Here is a 23,252-nt window from a genome sequence, read left to right as displayed (position 1 = left end):
CGTCACGCTGTGTGCGGGCGCGTGTACCGGCGCGCCCGTCATATCGCCGCACCCAGGGCAGCGATCACATCGGCCTTGCGCGGCACGCCGCTCGCACGCCGGACGATCCGGCCCGCCGAGTCCAGGACCAGTACGGTCGGAGTCTTCTCGATGCCGAGGGCGCGCACCAGTTCGAGACGGGCTTCGGCGTCGATCTCGATGTGCTCGACGCCCTCGATCATGTCCGCCACCTCGGCGAGGATCCGCCGGGTGGCCCGGCAGGGCTGGCAGAAGGCGCTGGAGAACTGCACCAGGCTGGCCCGCTCCCCGAGCTGCGCACCCAGCTCCACCGCGCCCCGGCGCCCCGTGTCCGGCCGTTCGGCACCCGCGCCGCTGCCGCCCCGGTCCTCGCGCACTCCTGCTCCCGTCGCTGCTGTTCACCGCCGCGGTCGGGCGGTCGGCCGCCCTCGCCGCGGACCCCGTTCACGCATCATCGAAGTACGTTCGTACGCTGATCCGAGCGCCCCGGGCACGCGCCGCATTCCCGGCGTGACGAGAATCTCCTCGGGCACGGACGTCTGGACTGGCCAGCAGCCCGCGTATGGGGCACGATCCCCAAGGGCCGCGTACCTACGCAGCCGTAACTTCCGGCCGGGAGCACCTCCCCAGGCAGAAAGCGGGGTCTCCCCCTCATGGCTGAGCTCGTCTACCCTCCGGTGATCGGCGCCGCCCACACCCTCTTCCGGGCGCTGGACATCCGTATCGACATGAAGGGCACGGAGAACATCCCACGCAAGGGCGGGGCGGTTCTCGTGTCGAACCACATCGGCTACCTCGACTTCATCTTCGCCGGCCTGACGGCCCGGCCGCAAAAGCGCCTGGTGCGCTTCATGGCGAAGGAGTCGGTGTTCCGCCACAAGGTGTCCGGGCCGCTGATGCGCGCGATGAAGCACATCCCGGTGGACCGCAAACAGGGTGAGACGGCCTACCAGCACGCCCTGGACTCGCTGCGTGCGGGCGAGATCATCGGCGTGTTCCCGGAGGCGACGATCTCCCAGTCGTTCACGCTCAAGAGCTTCAAGTCGGGCGCGGCGCGGATGGCCCAGGAGGCGGGCGTCCCGCTGATCCCGGTGGCGCTGTGGGGCACCCAGCGGCTGTGGACCAAGGGGCGTCCGAAGAACCTCAAGCGCAGCCACATCCCGGTGACGATGCGGGTGGGCGAGCCCATCGAGGCGCCCTCCGACCAGTACGCCGGGGCGATCACCCGCCGTCTGCGCGAGCGGGTGCAGGAGCTGCTGGAGGCGGCGCAGCGCGCCTACCCCGCCGCCCCCAAGGGTCCTGAGGACTCCTGGTGGCTGCCGGCGCACCTGGGGGGCACCGCGCCGACCGCCGCGCAGGTCAAGGAAGCGGGCTGATTCCGGACCACCGGGTCGGGTGATCCTGGGGCCCCGCCGTTCACGACGGGGCCCGCGGCGTGCCCGCCGTCAGTTGGGGTTCTCGGCGTGGGTCAGGGTCTCCCACGCCTCGAAGTGGTTCTCGGTGCCGGCCGGGCGCCGCGCTTCGGTGAGTTTGCGGGTGTTCTCCATGCCCACGCCCAGGCGCGTGTGGAGGGCGTTGTAGCCGACCTCGGTCGACGGGCCGATGCCCTTGGTCAGGTTCCCTCCGCACAGCCAGGAGGGCACCGGCGCGCCGAGTTCGTAGGTGGCGTGGAAGCCGAGCGCGTGGCGGAAGCGGTCCTTGAACTCCGGGTAGAGGTCGCGGCCCTGGATCCGCGAGGTCTCGGCGACGTGCATGGTGGCGGCGATCCCCATGCCGGTGTGGCCGAAGTCCCGGCAGGTCTCCTGTGCGAGGCCGTCCACGAACCTGCTCTGCCCGTGCCAGTAGTCGATCAGCTCGCTACGGGTGTCGATGCCGGAGCGCGGCGGGTACTTCGGCTGTGGGCCGTCGGACGCCAGGTAGAAGTACGCGGGGACCCGGCCGCGGTAGATGCTCATGGCCTTGTCGTAGGCGGCGCGGTCGTCGAGGTGGACGGAGATGCCGACGGCGGCGTCCATCATGATCAGTTCCCAGTTGCCGTTGCTGTTCGGCCGACCGTCGATCACCTCGGGCAGGTAGACGTCGCGCAGCATGGTCGCGAACCGCCCCTGGTTCGGCCAGCCTCCGGTGTAGGTGTACTTGATGATCTCCGCGGCCCGCGGCCAGGTGGAACCGGCCCAGCCGCTCTGCAGCGGGGCGTTGCTGTTGGTGTGGTCCTTGAGCTTCGCGGACCAGGCGTCCATCAGCTCGATCGACTTCTTCGCGTACTTCGCGTCCCTGGTGACGTACCAGGCGAGCGCGTCGCCGTACGCGGCGATGGCGTCCTCGCGCTCGTCGGAGCAGCCGATGTTGGGATTCGAGTACGAGCCGCACTCGACGACGGCGCGCGGTGCGGGGGTGCGCGAGAGCGAGCTGTACGGGCTCGCGAGCATGGCGTCGAACGCCGCCTTCCACGGTTGCTGCCCGGCCTGCACCTTGGTGCGTACGAAGTCCAGTTGGGCGCGGCTGTTCAGGACTCCGGGGTGGACGAACTGCGCGGGGGCGGCGGCCGGGGCGGGGGCGTCGGCAGGTCGCGGGGGGCCGGCGTGTGCCATGGGGGTGAGGGCCAGGGCTGCGGTTAAACCGAGCGCGAGGGCGGCCAGCCCGGTGGGGACTCCGTAACGCATGAAGCGCCTTCCGGTCGGAGGTGGGCGGAACAGGAAATTCCTGCCGCCGAAAGTACCCATGGGCATGCCAAGTTGACAACGTATCCGACAGGAAACTTTCCTATCGTCCAGTCTCCCTCTCGGCCCGCTTGCGCTGCCGGTGAGCGGCGACCCGCGCCCGAGTGGCGCACGTGGTGGAGCAGTACCGACGGGCGCTCCCGGGGCCGGTCCCGAGGAAGAACCTCCCGCAGCCCGCGGCGGCGCAGGCGCCCCACACGATCCGCCCGTGTTCGGTGAGCAGTTGGGACAGCGCAAGGGCCCCGGAGGCCAGGAACCATTCACCCCACCCGGCCCCCTGCCCCCGGTCCACGTGCAGGTGCCAGGGGTGACCGTCGTGCCGGGTCAGGCGGGGCCGGGCTCCGTACTGCTCGAACAGGTCGTTGAGGGCTCCGGCGGCGCGGTCCTCGTCGGTCTCGACGAGCACCGCTGCCATCCGCCGGGCTGCGGCGCGCAGTTCGGCCGCAGCCGTCTCGGTGAAGACGCCCTCCGCCAGGTCGGCGGGGCGCTCGCCGTGCCGCGCGAGCAGCGCCGCGAGCCCGGCGCGCGGGACGTCGGGGTCGACACGGACCGCCTCGGAGAGGTCGATCACCCGCCGAACCACCGAGAAGCCCTGTCCGGAGTCGCTCATCCCACGTCCTTTCGCCCCGCACCCGCGTCGCGTAACGTCTTGCACTGCCATCACGTTACAGCCAGCGGGTCACACATCGCGGAGGGCCGGGGATGCAGGGGTTCGGGCGGTACCTGGCAGCAGCACTGGCCGCGCGGTTCGCCGCGGAGGGCACGAGCCTGGCGGTGGTGCTGCTCGCCCTGGAGCGCACCGGGAGCGCCGCGCACGGGGCGTTCGTCCTGACCGCCTGGCTGGCGCCGCACGTGGTGGCTGCTCCCCTCACCGGGGCCGCTGCGGCCCGGACCCGCCGACCTCGCATGTTCCACGTGGGCGCGCTGGCCGGGTTCGCCTGCGCGGTCGCGGCACTGGCCCTGCTGCTGGGCCGGGCCCCGGCGGCCCTGGTGCTCGCGGTGGCGCTGCTCGGAGGCAGTTGCGGACCGATGGTGACCGGCGGGATGTCCAGCCTGGTCGCCGGCCTGGTCCCGGCGGGACCCGAGCGCGATCGGGCCTACGCCTGGGACGCCTCCACCTACAACGCGGCAGCCGTCACCGCCCCGGCCGCGATCGGCCTGGCCGCCGCGCTGGGGTGGGTCGCGCCCGCGATGGCGGTGCTCGCGTTGGCCGGGGCGCTCGCGGCGGCGCTGGCCGCGACCCTCCCGTACGGGGCGCCGCCGCACCGGGACGCAGCGCCGGACGCGCCGGGGTTGGGCGCGGGACTGGCAGCGCTGTGGCGCATCCGGGAACTGCGGGCCATCACCACGGCCACGACGCTGGCCTTCGTCGGCATCGGCATGCTCACCACGACCTCGGTGCTGCTGGCCGCGCGCCTCGGCAGTCCGGGCGCCGGGGGCATGCTGATGACGGCCTTCGCAGTGGGCGCCCTGGCGGGCTCGCTGACGCTCGGACGGATCACGACCGTCGATCCGGGGCGCCTGGCGCACTGGGCCATGGCGGGCACCGGAGTGGCCCTGGCAGCGGCCGCGTTCGCCCCTTCCGTCGCCGTCGGGGCGGCGCTGTTCGCCGCCGCCGGGTGGTGCGACGGCCCCCTGCTGACGGCCACCCTCCGGATCCGCTCCGCATACGCCCCCGACGCCGTACGGACCCAGGTGTTCACCCTCGGTGCGGGGCTCAAGCTGACCGCCGCATCGGTCGGCGCGGCCCTCGTGGGGTTCGCCGCCTCCGCGCCGCCCCAGGCCCTGCTGGCCGGGATCTCCGCGCTGATCCTGGCGGCCGCCCCGCTGCACGCCCTCATCGCGCGGCAGCGGCCCGTACCGGCCGCCGCGGCGGCTACAGCGCCGTCGGAAGGTTCCGCCACGGCTCCGACCGCTCGGCGGACTCCCGGAGGGCCTTGAGCGGGGCCGGGTGCGGGGCGGCGTACAGCTCGGGGTAGTCGACCTCGCCGAGTTCGGGGCGTACGGTCCCCGGAATCGGCGGAGTGGGGGATGGTGTCACGAACGAACTCGAATGCGACCCTGGCGTATGAATGTGCGTCCCGGTGGCGGTCCAGAGCGCCTCGGCCGTTTCCCGTACGAGCGGGTGGCCGTGGTCGATGACCTCGTCAGCGACACGTACGCATGGATGTGCGGGTTCTGCGGGATGAGCTGCATGGCCCGGACCATAGGTATGCCCCGACCGTAGATCAATGAATTTACGATCGAGGGCACATCTATTCGCATGTGAAGGGCGGTCGCGTCAGCGGGCCAGCTCCTCCTTCAGTGCCTGGAGGAAGCCGTCCACGTCCTCCTCCAGGGTGTCGAAGCCGCACATCCAACGTACGTGGCCGGCGACCTCGTCCCAGAAGTAGAAGCGGTAACGCTGCTGCAGACGCCTCGACACCTCGTGCGGCAGCTTCGCGAAGACCGCGTTGGCCTGCACGGGGTAGAGGATCTCCACCCCGTCGGTCTCGCGCACGCCCGCCGCCAGCCGCTGCGCCATCGCATTGGCGTGCTGGGCGTTGCGCAGCCACAGGTCCTTCGCGAGCAGCGCCTCCAGCTGCACCGACACGAAGCGCATCTTGGACGCGAGCTGCATCGACATCTTGCGGATGTGCTTCATCTGCCGGACCGCGTCCGGGTTGACGACCACCACGGCCTCGCCGAACATCATGCCGTTCTTGGTGCCGCCGTACGACAGCACGTCCACGCCCACCGCGTTGGTGAACGTGCGCATCGGCACGTCGAGCGAAGCGGCGGCATTGGCTATCCGGGCCCCGTCGAGGTGGACCTTCATGCCGTTGCCGTGCGCGTGTTCGCAGATGGCCCGGATCTCGTCCGGCGTGTACACCGTGCCCAGCTCGGTGTTCTGGGTGATCGAGACGACCTGCGGCATCGCCCGGTGCTCGTCCTCCCAGCCCCAGGCCTGCCGGTCGATGAGCTCGGGGGTGAGCTTGCCGTCCGGGGTGGGGACGGTGAGCAGCTTGAGGCCGGCCATCCGCTCCGGCGCCCCGCCCTCGTCGACGTTGATGTGCGCCGACTCGGCACAGATCACCGCGCCCCAGCGGTCGGTCAGGGCCTGGAGGGCCGTGACGTTCGCGCCGGTTCCGTTGAAGACCGGGAAGGCCTCCGCGTACGGCCCGAAGTGGCTGCGGATGACCTTCTGCAGGTGCTCGGTGTACTCGTCCTCGCCGTAGGCGACCTGGTGGCCGCCGTTGGCCAGGGCGAGGGCCTCCAGGATCTCCGGGTGGACCCCCGCGTAGTTGTCGCTCGCGAAACCACGCACCGCCGGATCGTGGTGTCGACGGGCATCGGTCTTCACGGTTGCGGAGTGAGCCACAGACGTTGTCCGTTCACATCGGTGGCGGGCCGCTCCCACACGCCGGCGATGGCCTCGGCCAGCTCCTTGACGTCGGTGAAGCCCGCGAACTTCGCATTGGGACGCTCGGCGCGCATCGCGTCGTGCACCAGTGCCTTGATCACCAGGATCGCAGCTGCGGCGCCCGGGCCCTCCTCGCCCCCCGCCTTGCGGAAGGAGTCGGCGAGGGCGAGCGTCCACGCCTCGGCGGCCGCCTTGCCGGCGTTGTACGCGGCGTTGTTGGCCACCGGCTTGTGCGCGCCGGACTGGCTGACCAGGACGTAGCGGCCCCGGTCGCTGCGCAGCAGGCCGTCGTGGAAGGCGAGCGAGGTGTGCTGGACGGTGCGGATCAAGAGCTTCTCGAGGAAGTTCCAGTCCGCGAGGTCCGTCTCGGTGAAGGAGGCGCTACCGCGCCAGCCGCCGACGAGGTGGACGAGGCCGTCCACCCGGCCGAACTCCTTCTCGGTCCGCTCAGCCCACGCCTTGGTGGCGTCCAGGTCGAGCAGGTCCACGGTGTCACCGACGACGGTGGCGCCACCGTGGGCGTAGCGGGCCGCGTCCACGGCCTCCGCGAGCCGCGCCGCGTCGGCGTCGGACGCCACGACCACGGCACCCGCCTCGGCGAGACGGATCAGGGCGGCGCGGCCGGCGGGGCCACCGGCCCCGGCCACCGCGACCACAGCCCCTTGGAGCCTGCCGTTCCCGTTCCCGGACTTCCCAGCACTGTTCATCTGTGCAGCCTCCTGTGGGCGAGCGCTCACGCGGCGGCCCGCTCGTCCGAATCGGCGTTCACTGCAGTGATGCCCTTCGTGGCGGCGATCACTCCCTTGAGCTTCTTGGCGAGCGCCTCATAGAACATGCTCAGCGGAAACTCGTCCGGAAGCACGTCGTCCACGAGCTTGCGCGGCGGCTGCGTCAGGTCGAGGGCGTCGGGGCCCTTGGCCCACTTGGATCCCGGGTGCGGGGCGAGGTAGGTGGAGACCAGCTCGTACGCCTTGAACCAGTGGACGAGCTTCGGGCGGTCGATGCCGGCCCGGTACAGGTCCTCGATCTCCCCGCACAGCTGGTTGGTGACCTGCGGGGCACGCATCCAGTCGATCTTCAGCTTGTTGTCCGTCCACCGCACGACATCGTGCTTGTGGAGGTACGCGAAGAGCAGCTGGCCGCCGAGACCGTCGTAGTTGCGGTTGCGGTCGCCCGAGACCGGGAAGCGGAACATCCGGTCGAACAGGACGGCGTACTGCACGTCACGGCCGTGCTCGTTGCCCTCGGACTCCAGCTTCACGGCCTCCTTGAAGGCGGTGAGGTCGCAGCGCAGCTCCTCCAGGCCGTACATCCAGAACGGCTGGCGCTGCTTGATCATGAAGGGGTCGAACGGCAGGTCGCCGTGGCTGTGGGCACGGTCGTGGACCATGTCCCACAGGACAAAGGCCTTCTCGCAGCGCTCCTGGTCCTCGACCATGCGGGCGATGTCATCGGGCAGCTCGATGCCGAGGATGTCGACGGCGGCCTCGGTGACCTTGCGGTAGCGGGCGGCCTCGCGGTCGCAGAAGATACCGCCCCAGGTGAAGCGCTCGGGGGCCTCGCGGACGGCGATGGTCTCCGGGAAGAGCACGGCGGAGTGGGTGTCGTAGCCCGGGGTGAAGTCCTCGAAGGTGATGCCGAGGAAGAGCGGGTTGTCGTACCGGGTGCGCTCCAGCTCGGAGAGCCACTCGGGCCACACCATCTTGAGCACGACGGCCTCGAAGTTGCGGTCCGGGTTGCCGTTCTGCGTGTACATGGGGAAGACGACCAGGTGCTGGAGTCCGTCGGCGCGCTCGGCGGCCGGGCGGAAGGCCAGCAGGGAGTCCAGGAAGTCCGGCACCTTGAAGCCGTCCGCGACCCACTTGCGCAGGTCACCGACGAGCGCCTGGTGGTACGCGGTGGCGTGCGGCAGCAGCGGCGACAGCGTTTCGACCGCTGCGATCGCCCGCTCGACGGCAGCCTCGACGACAACCGGCGCGGGGGCGTCCGCGGCGTCGAAGTCGATGGAACCGTCCTTGGACTGCCAGGGGCGGATCTCCTCCACGGCGGCCTTGAGCTCGGGCCACGCAGGGTGGTCGACCACCCGCGCACCGGCGGTTATCACCGCACCGCCAGAACCCGCCACAAGAGTTTCCGTCATGTCACTTCCTCCACAGGAGAACCTCACGTATAGACAGCGTATGCATGTAAGCCTCTCCTGCTCAAGAGATTGCTCAGGAAATTATCCTGCTCGACCCCCATGGGCGCCGTAATTCTTCCCGTCTGACCATCCTCCGGGTGATGGCTACACCCGTCTCCTCGGTGGCTCTGCGGGCGGCGCGGAGCCGTGCGGAGAGCAGGAGGGAGCGGGGAACAGGCCCGCGTAACGGTCCTCGCGCACTGCAACACCGGCCCCGCGCAACCTCCTTGCGCCCACCACCCCCTCGGCGCGGAGCGGACCGCAACCAGCGGTGACGAAGTGGGCGGGCGGCGGCCTCAGCGGGATCGGTGACCACCGGCGGTCCCCGACGATCAGCGGCGGGGCGAGCGGGTGACGTCCGTCACCGACCGCCCGCCGAGGTGCTGCTCCCACGCCCACGCCCACGGCAGGACACCATGCTGGGCCGGGGCCGGTCAGTGGAACGTCAAGGCGACGGGGACGCGCCCACGCCCGGGTGATGCGGCACGACCACGGCCCGGCGTTCGGCGGCGCACACCCCTGGCGTGAACCGGCCGCAGGCCGTTTTCGGGGGTTTGCACGGGCGGTCCCATCGCATCGTCGGCGCACTAGCATGCGTCCTCACCGCGCGCGGCCGGTCGGGACACCGCGACCGCGCGGAGAGCCGCCGTCGACGGAAGCGAGAGAACCTTGACTTTCCTCACCATCGGTCATCGCGGGGTCATGGGTGTCGAACCGGAGAACACCCTGCGGTCGTTCGTCCGTGCGGAACGCTCCGGCATGGACGTCATCGCGCTGGACGTGCAGCTGAGCAAGGACGGCGTGCTCGTCGTCCTGCACGACCCCGAGGTGGACCGCACCACCGACGGTGCCGGGGCAGTCGCCGATCTGACCCTGGCCGAACTACGCGAGCTGGACGCCGGCCAGGGCGAACGGGTGCCGGTCTTCGAGGAGGTCCTCGAAGCGGTCCGGACCCCGCTCCAGGTGTCGGTCCAGGACCGGGCCGCCGTCGGCGCACTGGCGGAGCTGGTCCGGCGCCGCGATCTGAGCGCGCGGGTGGAGGTGGCCTCCTACGACGACGCGGTGCTCGCCGAGGCGGCCCGGCTGGTGCCGGGTGCCCGGACCGTGCTCGTCGCGGACCTCGGCGGTGACGGGGCCGCGGACATCGTGGACCGGGCCCTGGCCACGGGGGTTGGAACGCTCGCCCTGAACCTGCGGCGGCTCACCCTGGAGACGGTGGAGTCGGCGCACGGGGCCGGGCTGCGGGTGACCGCCTGGACGGTCAACACCCTGGAGCAGCTACGGCTGGCGCGGGCGCTCGAACTGGACGGCGCGGCCACCGACTTCCCGGAGATCCGCAGTACGGGCCGGTTCACGGCCTGACGCGCGGACACCGGCATCCCCGCCCGCACCCGCACCCGTACCCGCGACCGCAGTCGCCTCAGGCCCCGGTCACAGCGGCTTGACCAGCAGCTCGAAGGCCAGGTCGTCGCGGAGCGGGACGCCGAAGCGCTCGTCACCGTAGGGGAAGGGGCTCAGCTCGCCGGTGCGCCGGTAGCCGCGGCGCACGTAGTACGCGATGAGCTCCTCCCGTACGTTCACGACCGTCATCCGCATCTCCCTGGCGTCCCACGTCCCGCGGGCGCGGCGCTCCGCCTCGGCGAGGATCTCCTTGCCGAGGCCGCCGCCCTGGAGCCCGGGACGGACCGCGAACATTCCGAAGTAGGCGTGGTCGCCCCGGTGTTCGAGCTGGCAGCAGGCGACGAGCTCGCCCGCGCGCTCGACGGCGAGCAGGACGCCGTCGGCGGCGTTGATGATCGCGCGGACCCCGTCGGGGTCGGTGCGCTGCCCGTCCAGGAAGTCGGCCTCCGTGGTCCAGCCCCCGCGGCTGGCCTCGCCGCGGTACGCCGACTCGACGAGCGCCACCAGTTCCGGTACGTCCGCCTCCACGGCACTGCGGAAGTTCAGGGTGGTGGGGTGGGCGGTCGGGTGGGCGAACGACATCGGGGGGCTCCGTTCTGCTCAGCGGCATATGACATGCCCGGTGCGGCACGGAGAGCCTAACCCGGGGCGGCGTGCGGGCGTCCGGGCCGGGGCATCTCTTCCCGTGACGCCGACGAACCGGGAGGTTCCTCCGTGCACGGTGCCGCGCTGTCCCTGCCCGCCGTCCTCTCCGCTTGGCTCCTCGTACTGCTGTGCGCCGTGAGCGGTGCCTACTGTCTGCGGCGGGTGCGCAGATCGAGCCGGGAGGCGCGCGGCGGCGCGGCGGGCGAGGCGCTGATGGGCTTCGGGATGGCGGTGATGGCCGTGCCGGCGGGCTCCGGGGCGTGGCGGCCCGTGGTCCTGTCGGTCGTCTTCTGCGGGGCCGCGCTCCACGCCCTGTGGCTGTTGCGGGGCGGGGTGCACCACACGCACCATCTGGTCGGCTCGCTGGCGATGGCGTACATGGCGGTGACGATGACCACCGGGCAGGGGCACGGCGGCGGGGGCCTGCCGCTCGTCACCGGGACCCTGCTCCTCTATTTCGCGGGGTACGTCCTGCTCGGCGGGGCGCGGCTCGTGGCGCCGGGCGGGGCCGCGCAGCCGGTGGTCGGCGGCCTGCCCGCGGGGCCGGACGAGCTGGCGCGTGCCTGCCGACTGGCCATGGGGATGGGAATGTTGGCGATGCTGCTCAGTCTGTGACCGGATGGGCAAACGTGTCCTGCGTCACCAATACGGAAAGGCCGTACCCGCAGGTAGCCGTGCGCTCATAGGCTGGCGAGCATGATGGTCCCCGCCGCACTCCTGTTGCTCGGCGCCCTGACCGCGGTGCTCGCCCCCCGTCTACTGGCCCGGGCCGAGTGGCCCGAGCGTGAGCCCGTCGTCGCGCTGTGGGTGTGGCAGTGCGTGGTGGGCGCGGTGCTCCTGTGCTTCGCCCTGGCGATGCTGCTGAGCGCTGCCGCGGCCTGGCTGGCGGTGCGCGGCCGACTCTTCGCGGCGGCCCCGCACGGGGTGGTCGATGCGTACGGGCTGGGCCCGACCGGCGGCCCGTGGGCCGTGGGTACCGCGCTGGCGTTGGCGGGCGGCGGGCTGTGGACCGGGGCCCGGCTGACCCGGGAGGTGCTGCGGGCCCGGGCCCGGCGGCGCGCCCGGGGCGCCGAACTCCTCGTCCGGGCGCCGCTGCTGCCGGGGGAGGATCCCGCCGGCTCCCGGCTCGTCGTCCTGGAGGGGACGCGGCCCGACGCGTGGTGGCTGCCGGGTACGGCTCCGCAGCTGGTGGTGACCACGGCCGCGCTCGGGCGCCTCAAGGGGAGCCAGTTGGACGCGGTGCTCGCCCACGAGCAGGGGCACGCGGCGGCACGGCACGACTGGCTGCTGCACTGTTCGCGGGCCCTGGCGGGGGGATTCCCTCAGGTGCCGGTGTTCGCGGCGTTCGAAGCGGAGATGCACCGGCTCGTCGAACTGGCCGCCGACGACGTGGCCTCGCGGCGGTTCGGGAGGCTCACGATCGCGCTGGCGCTGGTCGGGCTCAATGAGGACCGGGGGGTGTTCGGGCCGTACGCGACCCCGCAGCCGCACGTCTCGGAGCGGGTGCGGCGGCTGTTGGCGGCGGCGCCCCGGCTGTCCGCGTGCCGCCGGCTGCGGCTGACGGTACTGGCCACGCTGGTTCCGGTTGTGCCGCTGGCGGTGGCGTTGGTGCCGGGGCTGAGCGCGCTCGCCTGATCCGGTCCGGCGGCCCGACAGCCCGGCGGGCGGGTGTGCCCGGCATGGCGGATGTCCGGTGCGAGGATCTCGGCATGCGGATCGACGGCGTACGACGGACGGGGATCGGCTGTGCGCTGCTCGCCGCCGTCCTCACGGCACTGGTGGCGGCCCGGTGGCGGCCTCTCCTCTCGTACGACGACCGGGTCGCGCGGAGTCTGCACGCGCACGCCGTCGCCCGGCCCGGGGTCACCGGTCTCGTGCGGGTGCTCACCGACTGGGTCTGGGACCCTTGGACCCTGCGCGCGGTGGCGGCCCTCGTCTGCCTGTGGCTGTGGCGGCGCGGTGACGGGCAGCGGGCGCTACGGATCGTGCTGGCCACGGCGACGGCCTCGGCGGTGCAACAGGGGCTGAAGGTGCTGGTGGGGCGCGAGCGCCCGGTGTGGCTTGATCCGGTCGACTCGGCGCACTATGCGGCCTACCCGTCCGGGCATGCGATGACGGCGACGGTGGTGTGCGGACTGCTGCTCTCGTTGTTGCCGCGGCAGACTGCGACCCCCCGGCGTGCGCGGGTGTCGGGCCCCGCCCGGACGGCGTGGGTGCTGGCCACCGTGTCCGTGCTCGGGGTGGGTTTCACCCGGCTTTTCCTCGGCGTGCACTGGGCATCGGACGTCGTCGCCGGGTGGTTGCTGGGCGCTGCGGTGGTCGCTCTCGCGCTCTCGCTCCCCACCCGCGGGCATCGGCCGGAACCGGCCGTTTCGTGAGGTGTGGACGTCGCTGCTCTGGGCGATCCCCCGCGTCGCCCAGAGCAGGCGATCCCGTGCGCTGAGTATATTGGCTCAGAGCCAGTCAACGCAGGAGTAAGCATGTCCCCGCGCAGCGCATCGGTCAATGAAGAATTGCGCAGACGTTCCCGGGAGCGGCTGCTCCAGGCCACGGTCGAACTCGTTGCCGAGCACGGCTACGAAGCCACGACGCTCGGCGACATCGCCGACCGTGCGGGTGCGGCCCGCGGCCTGGTCTCGTACTACTTCCCGGGCAAACGGCAACTGCTGCAGTCGGCGGTGCACCGGCTGATGCACCTCACGCTGGACGCGGCGCTGGAGCGGGAGCCCCGCACCGACGACGGGCGCGAGCGGCTCGCCCGTGCCGTCGACGCGGTACTCGGGCTCGCCCGGGACCAGCCGCTGCTGATGCGGACGCACATGGCGGGCATCCTCCAGGCCGAGGGGTTCGTGCAGTGCCCGGAGCAGCAGCGGCTGGCGGAGCTGCTCCGGGACACGGTCACGCGGTACGGATCGGCGGACGTGGACACCGACTACCCGCTGCTGCGGGCCCTGCTGATGGGTGCGGTGGTCGCGGTTCTACTGCCGGGGGCTCCGATGCCCTTGGCGATGCTGCGCGCCGAGTTGTTCCAGCGCTACGGCCTGGACTGGGAACTCGGCGTTCCGCCGGACGGCGGACCGCCCCCCGGCGGAACGTTTCCGTCTACCGGCTAGCACCGGCAAGGGGTCAGTGGTAGACGGGCTGGCTCTGCACGTTGAGCCGGTCCATCCACACCCACTTGGCGCTCTCGGTGCGCCAGTCGTCGATCCTCAGTACGTCGAGGCCCTTGGCGATGTCGTTCGAGTAGACGTGTCCGTTGTAGTAGTACGCCGACCAGGACCCGCCGAGTCCCAGCGTGTCGGTGGTGAGCGGGCCACGCTCGAAGTAGCCGATCTCCCGGGGGCGCGCGGAGTCGGTGAAGTCCCACACCGAGACGCCGCCCTGGTACCAGGCCTGGACCATGATGTCGCGGCCGCCACCGACCGGGATCAGCGAGCCGTTGTGGGCCACGCAGTTCTCGGTGTCGGCCTGTAGGCGCGGGATCTTGAAGTAGCTGCGGAAGACGAGCTTGCGCTGGTCGCCGCTGCCCGTGATGTCGTAGATGCCGTCGGCTCCGCGGTTCGGGCCGGTGGCCTCGTTGCAGGTGGCGCCGCCACCGCCGCCCAGTTCGTCGGTGAACACCACCTTGTCGGCCTTCTCGTTGAAGGTCGCCGAATGCCAGAACGCGAAGTTCACGTTGTCCTGCACCCGGTCGATGACCCGCGGCTGCTCCGGCTTGCTGATGTCGAAGAGGATGCCGTCGCCCATGCAGGCGCCGGCCGCCAGCTTCTTCGACGGCAACACGGTGATGTCGTGGCAGCCCGTGGTCTTGCTGACGCCGGGGTTGGTGGGAGCGCCCGGGTTGCCGCCGTCCGGGAAGAGGACGGGGAAGGCGACGACCGCCGCCTGGGTCGGGGCCTTCTTCGGGACCTTGATGACGGAGATGCCGTCGTGCGGCGGCTGGCAGTCGGGGAACGCCTCGTTCGGGGAGTACGAGGCCACGTAGAGGTAGATGTCGCGGTCGCCGGGCACCAGCGTGTGGGTGTGGGAACCGCAGTTGGTCTCGACGGACTTGATGTACTTGGGGTTCTTCTTGTCCTTGATGTCGAAGATCTTGATGCCCTCCCACGAGGACTTCTCCGTCGCGGGCTGCGAGACGCTGTTGCAGGAGTCGTCGCTGCGCGAGGAGTCGGTGGAGAGGAAGAGCAGGTCTCCCTGGACGGACACGTCGTTCTGACCGCCGGGGCAGAGCACCTGGCTCACGGCCTTCGGGGCCTTGGGGTTGCCGATGTCGTAGATCGTGAAGCCGTTGTAGTTGCCGGCGTAGGCGTACTTGCCCTGGAAGGCCAGGTCGGTGTTGATGACTCCCGGGTACGTGCTCGGGATGTTGGCCAGGGGCTTGACGTTGGCGCTGTGCACGATCTCGTCCTGGCCGGGGATCTCGCCGGGGGCGAGTTCACGGCCCGAGGTCGGGTCCGCGCCCTGCGAGGAGGCGCTGCCCGGTGCTAAGTCCCCCGGATCCGGGGTGGCGGCCGCGGGGCCGGCCGCGAAGAGCGTGGTGAGCAGCCCGGCCGCGGCCACGGCCGCCCCCAGACTCCTGTGCCGCACTCTGGTGGTGTGCTTCGAGGTCACTGTGCCCTCCCATGGGAGTCCGATCGATTCCGCTCGGGGTGGGAACGGAACCAGGACCCCGGCAGTATGTTCCTTTCATGGACATGGCAAAAGGGTTACTCGGTCGAAGCACCGCGGCGGTCCTGGCCGCGGGGATCCTGCTCGTCCTGGCCGGCTGCCGCAGCGGCGACGACGGGGACGCCGCGAAGAAGGGCGGCGCGGCGGTCATCGCCCCCGGCCGACCAGGCGAGAAGGCCCGCACCCTCTCCCCCGAGGAGGCCGCCCGGCGGCAGCCCGACGACAGCCCCAACGCGGCCGACCGGGCCTACGTGCGTCATATGGTCGAACACCACCGACAGGCCCTCACGATGAGCGCACTGGCCCCGACACGGGCCTCCGCGGACGGGGTCAAACGACTCGCCGAACGGATCTCGGCCGCCCAGCAGCCGGAAATCGGCGGGATGGAGAAGTGGTTGGCCCGCTACCCGGCGCCCTCCGGCGCCCCCGACGGCCACGACCACGGCCCGATGCCGGGCATGGCCACCGAGCAGCAGTTGGCGCAGCTCGCCGCGGCCGAGGGCGCCGACTTCGACAGGCTCTTCCTCACCCTGATGACCGCACACCACGAGGGCGCCGTGAAGATGGCGGGCGAGGCGCTGGCCGCCGGCAACAACGGGGCGGTGGAGGAGATGGCCAACGAGGTGATCGCCACGCAGACCGCCGAGATCCACCGGATGCGCGCGATGGGCTGACGGCCGCCGCACCCGGTGGCATGCTGGGAGCACCTGCGGGAGGAGCTCCGCCGTGCTTCGTGTCGCCGTCGTCGGTTCGGGCCCCAGCGGGGTCTACGCCGCTCAGACACTGGTCCAGCAGCGCGAGGTGCCGGGCGTGCGCGTCGACGTACTGGACCGGCTGCCCGCGCCGTACGGGCTGGTGCGGTACGGGGTGGCCCCGGACCACGAGAAGATCAAATCACTTCAGGGCAGCCTCCGCGCCGTACTGGAGGACGAGCGGATCCGTTTCCTCGGCAACGTCGAGGTCGGCGGGCCGCAGCTGCCCACCGAACGGCTGCTGGAGCTGTACCACGCCGTGGTCTACTGCGTGGGGGCCGCCCGCGACCGACTGCTGGGCATCCCCGGCGAGGACCTGGCCGGGGTGCACTCCGCCACGGCCTTCGTCGCCTGGTACAGCGGGCACCCCGATGCCGCGGCCGAGGCCTTCGACCTGCCCGGGGTGAACTCGGCCGTGGTCGTCGGCGCCGGCAACGTCGCCGTGGACGTGACGCGGATGCTGGCCCGCGGCGAACCGGAGCTGGCCCCGACCGACATGCCCCAGGCGGCCCTGGGCGCGCTCGCGGACAGCGGGGTGACGTCGGTGTCGATGGTGGCCCGACGCGGGCCCTCGCAGGGCAGGTTCACCACCAAGGAACTGCGGGAGCTGGGCACGCTCCCGGGTGTGGGCGTCCTCGTGAACCCCGCGGAGCTGGCGCTCGATCCCGCGTACGCCGACCCCGGGACGGCCGCCGCACTGCCCGCGGTGGCCCGGCGCAACCTGGAGGTGCTGCGCGGCTGGGCGGAGCAGGAGCCGGGTGACGCGGAGCGCCGGATCCACATGCGGTTCTACCTGCGCCCGGTTCGGGTACTGGGCGGTCCCGACGGCCGGGTCCGCGGGATGCGCTTCGAGCGGACGGCCCCGGACGGCCGGGGCGGGGTCACCGGGACGGGAGCCTACGAGGACGTGGAGGCGCAGTTGGTGCTGCGCTCGGTGGGGTACCGGGGCGTCCCCCTGCCGGGCCTGCCCTTCGATCCGGCGACGGCGACGGTCCCGCACGCAGCGGGGCGGGTGATGCGCGCGGGCCGGGCCTCGGTCGGCGAGTACGTGGCGGGCTGGATCAAGCGCGGCCCGACCGGGGTGATCGGCACCAACCGGCCCTGCGCCAAGGAGACCGCGTCCTCACTGCTCCAGGACGCGGCGGCACTGGCCCGGCGGGAGCTGCCGGGGGACCCGCTCGACGCCCTGCGCGCAGCGGGTCTACATCCGGTGGAATGGCAGGGCTGGACGGCCATCGAAGCGGCGGAGGCTGGCCTCGGGCGCTCACTGGGCCGCCACTCGGTGAAGATCCCGGACTGGGCGGGACTGCTGGGCGCAGCGGGGGCGGGCACCACCGGCGGATCCACCAGGGGCGGCGGCTAAGGGCCGGCCCGGCGCTCCTCCTCCGCGGCGGCTGCCGCGAGCACGCTGTCCAGCAGGTGCGGGAACAGTGTCTGGAGCTCCTGACGGCGCAGTGCGTTCATCTTCGCCGTGCCGACGTAGGTCTGACGGATCACTCCGGCCTCGCGCAGGACGCGGAAGTGGTGCGTGGTCGTCGACTTGGTCACGGGCAGCACGAAGTACGAGCAGGCCAACTCGTCCGGCGCGGCGGCGAGGTCCCGGACGATCGACAGCCGGACCGGGTCCGAGAGCGCGTGGAGCACCGCCTCCAACCGGATCTCCTGGAGCCCGGGATGGGCGAGGGTGCGCGGGCGGGTGGTGGCCGTGTCCGTCACGTCTGCTGCTCCGCTCGCCCGACTCCGTTCTCGTACGAGAACCACCGTAGTACATCGACCCTGCCGTACGGGTTGCCCACTGCGGAGCCGGAGGTTGCCGCCGGGCTACCAGGCCCGGTGGTACGGGGTGGGCACCCGGACCTCCGCCCCCAGTTCGGCGGCTGCACGGCGGGCCCAGTACGGGTCGCGCAGCAACTCGCGCCCCAGCAGGACCGCGTCCGCCTCCCCCTCGGCCAGGATCTTCCCGGCCTGTTCCGGCTCGGTGATGAGACCGACGGCGGCGACCGGGAGGCCGGTTCCGGCCTTCACCTCGGCGGCGAACGGCACCTGGTAGCCGGGGCCCACCGGAATGGTCGCGCGCGGGGCCATCCCGCCGGTGGACACGTCCAGGAGGTCCACGCCGTGCTCCTTGAGCAGTCCGGCCAGCCGGACCGTGTCCGCGGGAGTCCAGCCCGACTCGTCCAGCCAGTCGGTGGCGGAGACGCGGAAGAACAGCGGCAGTTGCTCCGGCCACACCGCCAGTACGGCGTCCACGACTTCGAGGGCGAAGCGGGCCCGGTTCTCGAAGGAGCCGCCGTACTCGTCGGTGCGCCGGTTGCTCTCGGCGGAGAGGAACTCGCCGATGAGGTAGCCGTGGGCTCCGTGGATCTCTACGACCTCGTAGCCGGCGGCCAGCGCACGCCCGGCAGCCGCCGCGAACTGAGCAGTGATCTCGTGGATCTGATCGATCGTCAGCTCGTGCGGCACCGGGTCGCCCTCGTCGAACGGCACCGGGCTCGGGGCGCTCGGCAGCCAGCCGTCCGCCTCCGGGCCGACATAGCGCCCGCCCTCCCAGGGGCGGCCGGTGGAGGCCTTGCGCCCGGCGTGGGCTATCTGGATGCCGGGAACGGTCCCCTGCTCCTTGAGGAAGGAGGTGATCGGACGCAGCGCCTCGACCTGGGCGTCGTTCCAGATGCCGAGGTCGTACGGGGAGATCCGGCCCTCCGGGGAAACAGCGGTGGCTTCCTGGAGGATCAGGCCCGTACCGCCCACCGCACGGGCGGCGTAGTGCGCGAGGTGCCAGGTGTGGGCCACGCCGGCAGCCGGCCCGGACGCCTCGGCGACGTGTTGGCACATCGGCGCCATCCACACCCGGTTCGGGACGGTGATCGAACGCAGCGCGAGGGGTGCGAAGAGGGCGGCGAAAGCAGCGGGAGCGGCGGGGGCTGTGACGGGGGCAGCACGCATGAAGGACTCTCCGGATGGGGCCGGGCGCGCCGTCGATCGACGGCTCGTACGAGACTCACCGTACTACGAATTTCTTCGTACTACGACATCTCTCGTACAAGCATGTCGAGCTCGGCACGCAGGGCCTCCGCGAGCGCCGCCAGGTCCGGCACGGCGGCCGCGTCGGCGACCAGGCCGTAGTGGACCGTGCCCTTGTACGTGGAGACCGCGACCGCGAGCGAGTGGCCGCAGGCCAACGGAGCGAGCGGATAGACCTCCCGGACCCGGCTACCGCCGAGGGAGAACGTGAAACTGGGCAGGGGGACGCTGCTGACCAGGATGTCGAAGAGCAACCGCGCCGCCTGGGCGACCAACGGGCCGCCGAGCCGGTGCCCGAGCGGAGGGACGTGGTCGGCCAACAGTGCGACGGCCCCGGCGCCGCGAGCGGGTCCGACCTCCTTGTTGCGGTCCATTCCGGTGCGCACCCGATCCAGGCGCAGCAGCGGGTCCGACTCGGCGATCGGGAGCCGGAGCAGGTAGCCGGAGAGCCGGTTGCCGTACTTCGCGGCTCTGCCGGGCCTGCGGCGGGATACCGGTACCAGGGCCCGCGGACCCGGCCCCACCGGCTCGGGGCCCCCTCGGCCCACCAGCCAGCGCCGCAGGGCCCCCGCGACCAGGGCGATCAGCACGTCGTTGACGGTGCCGCCGGCGACCTTCCGGATGCGGTTGACGTCGTCGAGGTCGAGCGCGAGGCCGGCCACCGCGCGGGTCCCGGTCCGCGCCGGGACGGCCGTCAGGGCGGCCGGAACGCCGAGCGGCAGCCCGGCACGGGCGACGGAGGCGCCGATCTCCAGGGCCTGGCCGACGTCCTGGACCCGGGCGGCCAGGATCCCCGGGAGGTTGCGCAGGACGGAGCCGGTGGGCGCCGGTGCGGGGAGGGGCCGGGCGGGACCCCGTACGGGCGGGCCCTCGTCGAAGAGCTCGGCCGCCAGCGCGAGGGCGCCGAGCCCGTCGGCGAGGGCGTGGTGGAACTTGAACAGCACCGCGAAGGAGCTCGGATCCGGTCCGGCCAGGACGTGCGCCTCCCAGGGCGCCCGGTCCCGGTCCAGCGGTCGTGCCATCAGGGTCCCGGCGGCGACCTGCGGGTCGGCGGTGCGGACCAGGAAAACGTGCCGGGCCGGATCGAAGTCCGCATCGGGCGACCAGGCCGCCGCGCCGACCGGCAGCAGCACGTCGCGGATGCGGCGGCGCAGGCCGGGGACGGCGACGCAGCGGGCGGTGAGCAGTTCGGCGGCCCGGAGCGCGGGGTCGCACCCGGGGTCCGCCTCGGGACCGGGACCGGGGCCTGCCACGGGGCCGGGGGCCTGCGGGGCGGCTTCGAAGACCGCTAGGGCGCCGAGGTGCATGGGGTGGGCGGCGGATTCGATCCGCCAGAAGGCGAGGTCGAGCGGGGAAAGGTGCTCGGTGGCCACGTATTGCCTCTCGCGTGCGGTGGCAGAGGTGGAAGTCAACCCCTTTCGGCCTCCTACGATCAAGTAGCCACCCTTTGCGTACGCCTGTTGATCGATGGCGACCGACTGGTCGGCCCAGCGGAGCGGCTACCGAGCCACTGACGGGGGCCGGGTGCAGACTGGCCGGAAGGTGCTCAGCACGACGACCGGGACGGCGAAGGCCGGAGGTGTCGACCATGGCAGAGGTGCTCCTGCTCGCGGGAACCCGCAAGGGCCTCTTCATCGGCCTCAGGCGGGACGGCGGCCCGTGGACGTTCGACGGACCCCATTTCAACGCCCAGGCCGTCTACGCCGTCGCAGTCGATCGACGCGGGGCGACCCCCCGGCTGCTGGTCGGCGGGGACAGCTCGCACTGGGGGCCGTCCATCTTCAGCTCCGACGACCTGGGGGCGAGCTGGCACGAGCCCGCCGCGCCGGCCGTGAAGTTCCCCAAGGACACCGGGGCCTCCCTGGAACGGGTCTGGCAGCTGCATCCGGCCGGCCCCGAGGCCCCGGACGTGGTGTACGCCGGCACGGAGCCCGCAGCACTGTTCCGCTCGACCGACCGCGGGGAGTCCTTCGAGCTGGTCCGACCGCTGTGGGAGCACCCGAGCCGCAGGAGTTGGGTGCCGGGCGGCGGAGGTGAGGGCCTGCACACGGTGCTGACCGACCCGGGCGATCCCGACGCAGTGACGGTGGCGGTCTCCACCGCCGGGGTGTTCCGGACCCGGGACGGCGGGGCCAGCTGGGTCCCGTCCAACGAGGGGGTCTCGGCGGTGTTCCTGCCAGATCCGCACCCGGAGTTCGGCCAGTGCGTACACAAGATCGCCCAGGACGCCGGGGACCGACGCCGGCTGTACCTGCAGAACCACTGGGGGGTGTACCGCAGCGACGACGCGGGAGCCCGGTGGACGGACATCGGCGGCGGACTGCCCTCCGACTTCGGCTTCGCGGTGGCCGCGCACCCGCACCGGCCGGACACCGCCTACGTCTTCCCGCTCAACGCGGACTCCGACCGGGTCCCGGCCGAACACCGGTGCCGCGTCTTCCGCACCCGGGACGCGGGCGCCACCTGGGAGCCGCTCACGCGCGGGCTGCCCGCCGGGAACCACTACGGGACGGTGCTGCGGGACGCCCTGTGCACGGACGACGCCGACCCGGCGGGAGTCTACTTCGGCAACCGCAACGGCGAGCTGTACGCCAGCCACGACGACGGCGACAGCTGGCAACTGCTGGCCGGTCACCTGCCCGACGTGCTGTGTGTCCGGGCTGCGGTACTGGCTCACTGAATCGGCCAGTAGAGTGACTCACTGTGGCAGCAAGACCGTTGAACGAGATCGTCGAACCGGGCTGGGCCCGGGCTCTGGAGCCGGTGGCGGCGCAGATCGCCGCCATGGGCGACTTCCTCCGCGCCGAGATCGCCGCGGGGAGAACGTACCTGCCGGCCGGGGCGCACGTACTGCGCGCCTTCCAGCAGCCCTTCGACGAGGTCAAGGTGCTGATCGTCGGCCAGGACCCCTACCCCACCCCGGGGCACGCCATGGGCCTGTCCTTCTCGGTGGCGCCCGACGTCAGCCCGTGGCCGCCCAGTCTGGACAACATCTTCCGCGAGCTGTACGCGGACCTCGGGGTGCCGCGTCCGGCGAACGGTGACCTGACCCCGTGGACGCGCCAGGGGGTACTGCTGCTCAACCGCTCCCTGACCACCGCCCCGCGCAAACCCAACGCGCACCGCGGCAAGGGCTGGGAGGCGGTCACCGAGCAGGCGATCCGAGCGCTGGCGGCGCGCGGGAAGCCGCTGGTGTCGGTGCTGTGGGGCCGGGAAGCGCGCAATCTGCGGCCGCTGCTGGGCGAGTTGCCGGCCGTGGAGTCCGTCCACCCCTCCCCCATGTCCGCCGACAACGGGTTCTTCGGCTCCAAGCCGTTCAGCCGGGCGAACGATCTGCTGGTCCGCCAGGGGGCACAGCCGGTGGACTGGCGACTCCCCGCAGCCAGTTGACCATTCGGTTGAACCGTATACGACATTCAACGGATAAATACGGACAGAAGCCGCCCGTTAAGGCCCTGCCCGAACACTGCGTTCCGATAAGCCAGTAGCATGCGGCGCCATGAGCTCCCCCACTGGGCCCGCAAATGGCCTGCCCGTACGAATGCCGCGACCCCGCCCTGCCGGACGGCACCGCCGACCCGAGCCCGCGGTGGCGCCCGAGGGCGCGCCCGCGCTGGTGCTCGCCGTGCCCGGTGCCCCCTCGGCCGCCTCGCGAGGGCTCGCGGAAGAGATCATCAGCATCGGCCGCTCCGAGCTGCCGGGCCTGGACGCCCGCATCGGCTTTCTTGAGGGCGATGACGCCGAGGCCGCCGAGTTCCCGGCGCTCTCCGGCGTACTGACCGCGGTCGCGGCCGAGCGCGTCGCGCGCGCGGAGTTCGCCCGCGCTGCCGGCCACGAGGTGCCCGCGCCGACCGGCCCGGACGCCGTGGTCGTCCCGCTGCTGGCCGGCCCGGACGCCGACCTGCTGCGCCGGATGCGCCAGGCCGTGATGGACTCCTCGGCCGCCGCCGAGCTGGCCGAGGTGCTCGGCCCGCACCCGCTGCTCGCCGAGGGCCTGCACGTGCGGCTCTCCGAGGCGGGGCTGGCCCGCGCCGACCGCGCCCGGCTGTTCACCGTCACCACCGCCGCCGACGGCATCATCGTGGCCACCACCGGCGGCGAGGAGGCCGTCCAGGTCGCCGGGGTCACCGGAATGCTGCTGGCCGCGCGCCTCGCCGTGCCGGTCAAGGCCGCCGCCCTCGACCAGGAGGGCTCGGTGGCCGCGGTCGCCGAGCAGCTGCGCAGCGAGGGCTCCACGCAGCTCGCGCTGGCCCCGTACCTGATCGGCCCGGAGGCCGCCGAAGGGCTGCTGGACACGGCCTGCAAGGAGGCCGATTGCGCGACCGCCGAGGTGCTCGGCGCCTACTCGGCGCTCGGCAAGCTCGTCGTCACCCAGTACTCCGCGGCGCTGGGCATCAGCCAGGGCGCCGGCGCCCGCTGACCCTTCCCTGGCCGCCTTCCCGCGG

Annotated in this window: 23 protein-coding genes and 1 pseudogene; 12 read left to right on the top strand and 12 right to left on the bottom strand. The window is 72.2% G+C overall.

The genetic code is table 11. From position 1 onward, the window contains the following. Positions 1–38 precede the first annotated feature (38 nt). Positions 39–329, bottom strand: a complete 291-nt coding sequence (locus ABZZ20_RS01125) for a thioredoxin family protein (protein ID WP_356866108.1) — start codon at positions 327–329, stop codon at positions 39–41. Positions 330–671: 342 nt separating this feature from the next. Between ABZZ20_RS01125 and ABZZ20_RS01120 the strand changes: the two genes are divergently transcribed. Further along, positions 672–1,394 (top strand): lysophospholipid acyltransferase family protein, encoded by a 723-nt coding sequence (locus tag ABZZ20_RS01120; RefSeq protein ID WP_356865399.1) that lies wholly within the window; start codon positions 672–674, stop codon positions 1,392–1,394. Between the two features lie 69 nt (positions 1,395–1,463). Here ABZZ20_RS01120 and ABZZ20_RS01115 read toward each other — a convergent pair whose 3' ends face one another. Both ABZZ20_RS01115 and ABZZ20_RS01110 read right to left on the bottom strand, forming a co-directional pair. After that, positions 1,464–2,681 (bottom strand): alginate lyase family protein, encoded by a 1,218-nt coding sequence (locus tag ABZZ20_RS01115; RefSeq protein ID WP_356865397.1) that lies wholly within the window; start codon positions 2,679–2,681, stop codon positions 1,464–1,466. A gap of 100 nt (positions 2,682–2,781) precedes the next feature. Continuing rightward, the gene (locus ABZZ20_RS01110) at positions 2,782–3,348 is read right to left on the bottom strand and encodes a CGNR zinc finger domain-containing protein (RefSeq protein WP_356865395.1); all 567 of its coding nucleotides are present in this window, start codon (positions 3,346–3,348) and stop codon (positions 2,782–2,784) included. A 92-nt stretch (positions 3,349–3,440) separates the two neighbouring features. Between ABZZ20_RS01110 and ABZZ20_RS01105 the strand changes: the two genes are divergently transcribed. Then, a complete protein-coding gene (locus ABZZ20_RS01105) occupies positions 3,441–4,679 on the top strand; it encodes an MFS transporter (RefSeq protein WP_356865393.1) in 1,239 nt (412 codons plus the stop codon). Here ABZZ20_RS01105 and ABZZ20_RS01100 read toward each other — a convergent pair. The 4 genes and pseudogenes from ABZZ20_RS01100 to ABZZ20_RS01085 form a co-directional block, all read right to left on the bottom strand. Beyond that, a pseudogene (locus ABZZ20_RS01100) lies at positions 4,615–4,934 on the bottom strand (hypothetical protein). The gene ABZZ20_RS01105 and the pseudogene ABZZ20_RS01100 overlap by 65 nt on opposite strands. A gap of 85 nt (positions 4,935–5,019) precedes the next feature. Then, entirely contained in the window at positions 5,020–6,081 is a 1,062-nt protein-coding gene (locus tag ABZZ20_RS01095; RefSeq protein WP_356865391.1) for a low specificity L-threonine aldolase, read from the bottom strand. Further along, positions 6,078–6,848, bottom strand: coding sequence for an SDR family oxidoreductase (locus ABZZ20_RS01090; RefSeq protein ID WP_356865389.1), 771 nt, complete (start codon positions 6,846–6,848; stop codon positions 6,078–6,080). Before ABZZ20_RS01090 ends, ABZZ20_RS01095 begins: the two co-directional genes overlap by 4 nt. A 26-nt stretch (positions 6,849–6,874) precedes the next feature. Continuing rightward, entirely contained in the window at positions 6,875–8,281 is a 1,407-nt protein-coding gene (locus ABZZ20_RS01085; protein WP_356865387.1) for a DUF6421 family protein, read from the bottom strand. Positions 8,282–8,989: 708 nt separating this feature from the next. On the opposite strand from ABZZ20_RS01085, the gene ABZZ20_RS01080 reads away from it, so the two are divergent. Then, positions 8,990–9,682 carry a glycerophosphodiester phosphodiesterase family protein gene (locus tag ABZZ20_RS01080; RefSeq protein WP_356865385.1) on the top strand — a complete coding sequence of 231 codons (693 nt, stop codon included), beginning with the start codon at positions 8,990–8,992 and terminating at the stop codon, positions 9,680–9,682. Positions 9,683–9,751: 69 nt separating this feature from the next. Here the strand turns inward: ABZZ20_RS01080 and ABZZ20_RS01075 are convergent, their stop codons facing one another. After that, entirely contained in the window at positions 9,752–10,303 is a 552-nt protein-coding gene (locus ABZZ20_RS01075) for a GNAT family N-acetyltransferase (protein ID WP_356865383.1), read from the bottom strand. A 132-nt stretch (positions 10,304–10,435) separates the two neighbouring features. On the opposite strand from ABZZ20_RS01075, the gene ABZZ20_RS01070 reads away from it, so the two are divergent. From ABZZ20_RS01070 to ABZZ20_RS01055, 4 genes are all read left to right on the top strand, one after another. After that, positions 10,436–10,981 (top strand): DUF5134 domain-containing protein, encoded by a 546-nt coding sequence (locus tag ABZZ20_RS01070; RefSeq protein ID WP_356865381.1) that lies wholly within the window; start codon positions 10,436–10,438, stop codon positions 10,979–10,981. A gap of 81 nt (positions 10,982–11,062) precedes the next feature. Further along, on the top strand, positions 11,063–12,001 hold the full coding sequence (locus tag ABZZ20_RS01065) for a M56 family metallopeptidase (RefSeq protein ID WP_356865379.1): 939 nt from the start codon (positions 11,063–11,065) through the stop codon (positions 11,999–12,001). Between the two features lie 74 nt (positions 12,002–12,075). Then, positions 12,076–12,744 carry a phosphatase PAP2 family protein gene (locus ABZZ20_RS01060; RefSeq protein ID WP_356865377.1) on the top strand — a complete coding sequence of 223 codons (669 nt, stop codon included), beginning with the start codon at positions 12,076–12,078 and terminating at the stop codon, positions 12,742–12,744. Positions 12,745–12,846: 102 nt separating this feature from the next. Further along, complete coding sequence (locus ABZZ20_RS01055) at positions 12,847–13,479, top strand: helix-turn-helix domain-containing protein (RefSeq protein ID WP_356865375.1); 633 nt, start codon at positions 12,847–12,849, stop codon at positions 13,477–13,479. Positions 13,480–13,492: 13 nt separating this feature from the next. On the opposite strand, the gene ABZZ20_RS01050 is transcribed toward ABZZ20_RS01055, so the two are convergent. Beyond that, positions 13,493–14,977 carry a hypothetical protein gene (locus tag ABZZ20_RS01050; protein WP_356865373.1) on the bottom strand — a complete coding sequence of 495 codons (1,485 nt, stop codon included), beginning with the start codon at positions 14,975–14,977 and terminating at the stop codon, positions 13,493–13,495. Positions 14,978–15,054: 77 nt separating this feature from the next. Between ABZZ20_RS01050 and ABZZ20_RS01045 the strand changes: the two genes are divergently transcribed. After that, positions 15,055–15,708, top strand: a complete 654-nt coding sequence (locus ABZZ20_RS01045; protein ID WP_356865371.1) for a DUF305 domain-containing protein — start codon at positions 15,055–15,057, stop codon at positions 15,706–15,708. Between the two features lie 52 nt (positions 15,709–15,760). After that, complete coding sequence (locus tag ABZZ20_RS01040) at positions 15,761–17,149, top strand: FAD-dependent oxidoreductase (RefSeq protein WP_356865369.1); 1,389 nt, start codon at positions 15,761–15,763, stop codon at positions 17,147–17,149. Here ABZZ20_RS01040 and ABZZ20_RS01035 read toward each other — a convergent pair. From ABZZ20_RS01035 to ABZZ20_RS01025, 3 genes are all read right to left on the bottom strand, one after another. Then, positions 17,146–17,502, bottom strand: coding sequence for a helix-turn-helix transcriptional regulator (locus tag ABZZ20_RS01035; RefSeq protein WP_356865367.1), 357 nt, complete (start codon positions 17,500–17,502; stop codon positions 17,146–17,148). The two genes, ABZZ20_RS01040 and ABZZ20_RS01035, sit on opposite strands and share 4 nt — an antisense overlap. A gap of 105 nt (positions 17,503–17,607) precedes the next feature. Next, positions 17,608–18,729 (bottom strand): NADH:flavin oxidoreductase/NADH oxidase, encoded by a 1,122-nt coding sequence (locus ABZZ20_RS01030; protein WP_356865365.1) that lies wholly within the window; start codon positions 18,727–18,729, stop codon positions 17,608–17,610. A gap of 80 nt (positions 18,730–18,809) precedes the next feature. Beyond that, a complete protein-coding gene (locus tag ABZZ20_RS01025) occupies positions 18,810–20,180 on the bottom strand; it encodes a wax ester/triacylglycerol synthase family O-acyltransferase (protein ID WP_356866106.1) in 1,371 nt (456 codons plus the stop codon). Positions 20,181–20,395: 215 nt separating this feature from the next. Here ABZZ20_RS01025 and ABZZ20_RS01020 point away from each other — a divergent pair, with 215 nt between their 5' ends. From ABZZ20_RS01020 to ABZZ20_RS01010, 3 genes are all read left to right on the top strand, one after another. Then, positions 20,396–21,487 (top strand): exo-alpha-sialidase, encoded by a 1,092-nt coding sequence (locus ABZZ20_RS01020; protein ID WP_356865363.1) that lies wholly within the window; start codon positions 20,396–20,398, stop codon positions 21,485–21,487. Between the two features lie 23 nt (positions 21,488–21,510). Beyond that, positions 21,511–22,197, top strand: a complete 687-nt coding sequence (locus ABZZ20_RS01015) for a uracil-DNA glycosylase (RefSeq protein WP_356865361.1) — start codon at positions 21,511–21,513, stop codon at positions 22,195–22,197. Positions 22,198–22,306: 109 nt separating this feature from the next. Further along, positions 22,307–23,227 (top strand): hypothetical protein, encoded by a 921-nt coding sequence (locus tag ABZZ20_RS01010; protein ID WP_356865359.1) that lies wholly within the window; start codon positions 22,307–22,309, stop codon positions 23,225–23,227. Positions 23,228–23,252: the final 25 nt, after the last annotated feature.

It is taken from the genome of Streptomyces sp. NPDC006430 (genome assembly GCF_040612395.1).
Classification (GTDB): Bacteria; Actinomycetota; Actinomycetes; order Streptomycetales; family Streptomycetaceae; genus Streptomyces.
The sequence above is the reverse complement of the archived record's forward strand: the minus strand, read 5'-3'. Positions and strand labels throughout refer to the sequence as shown.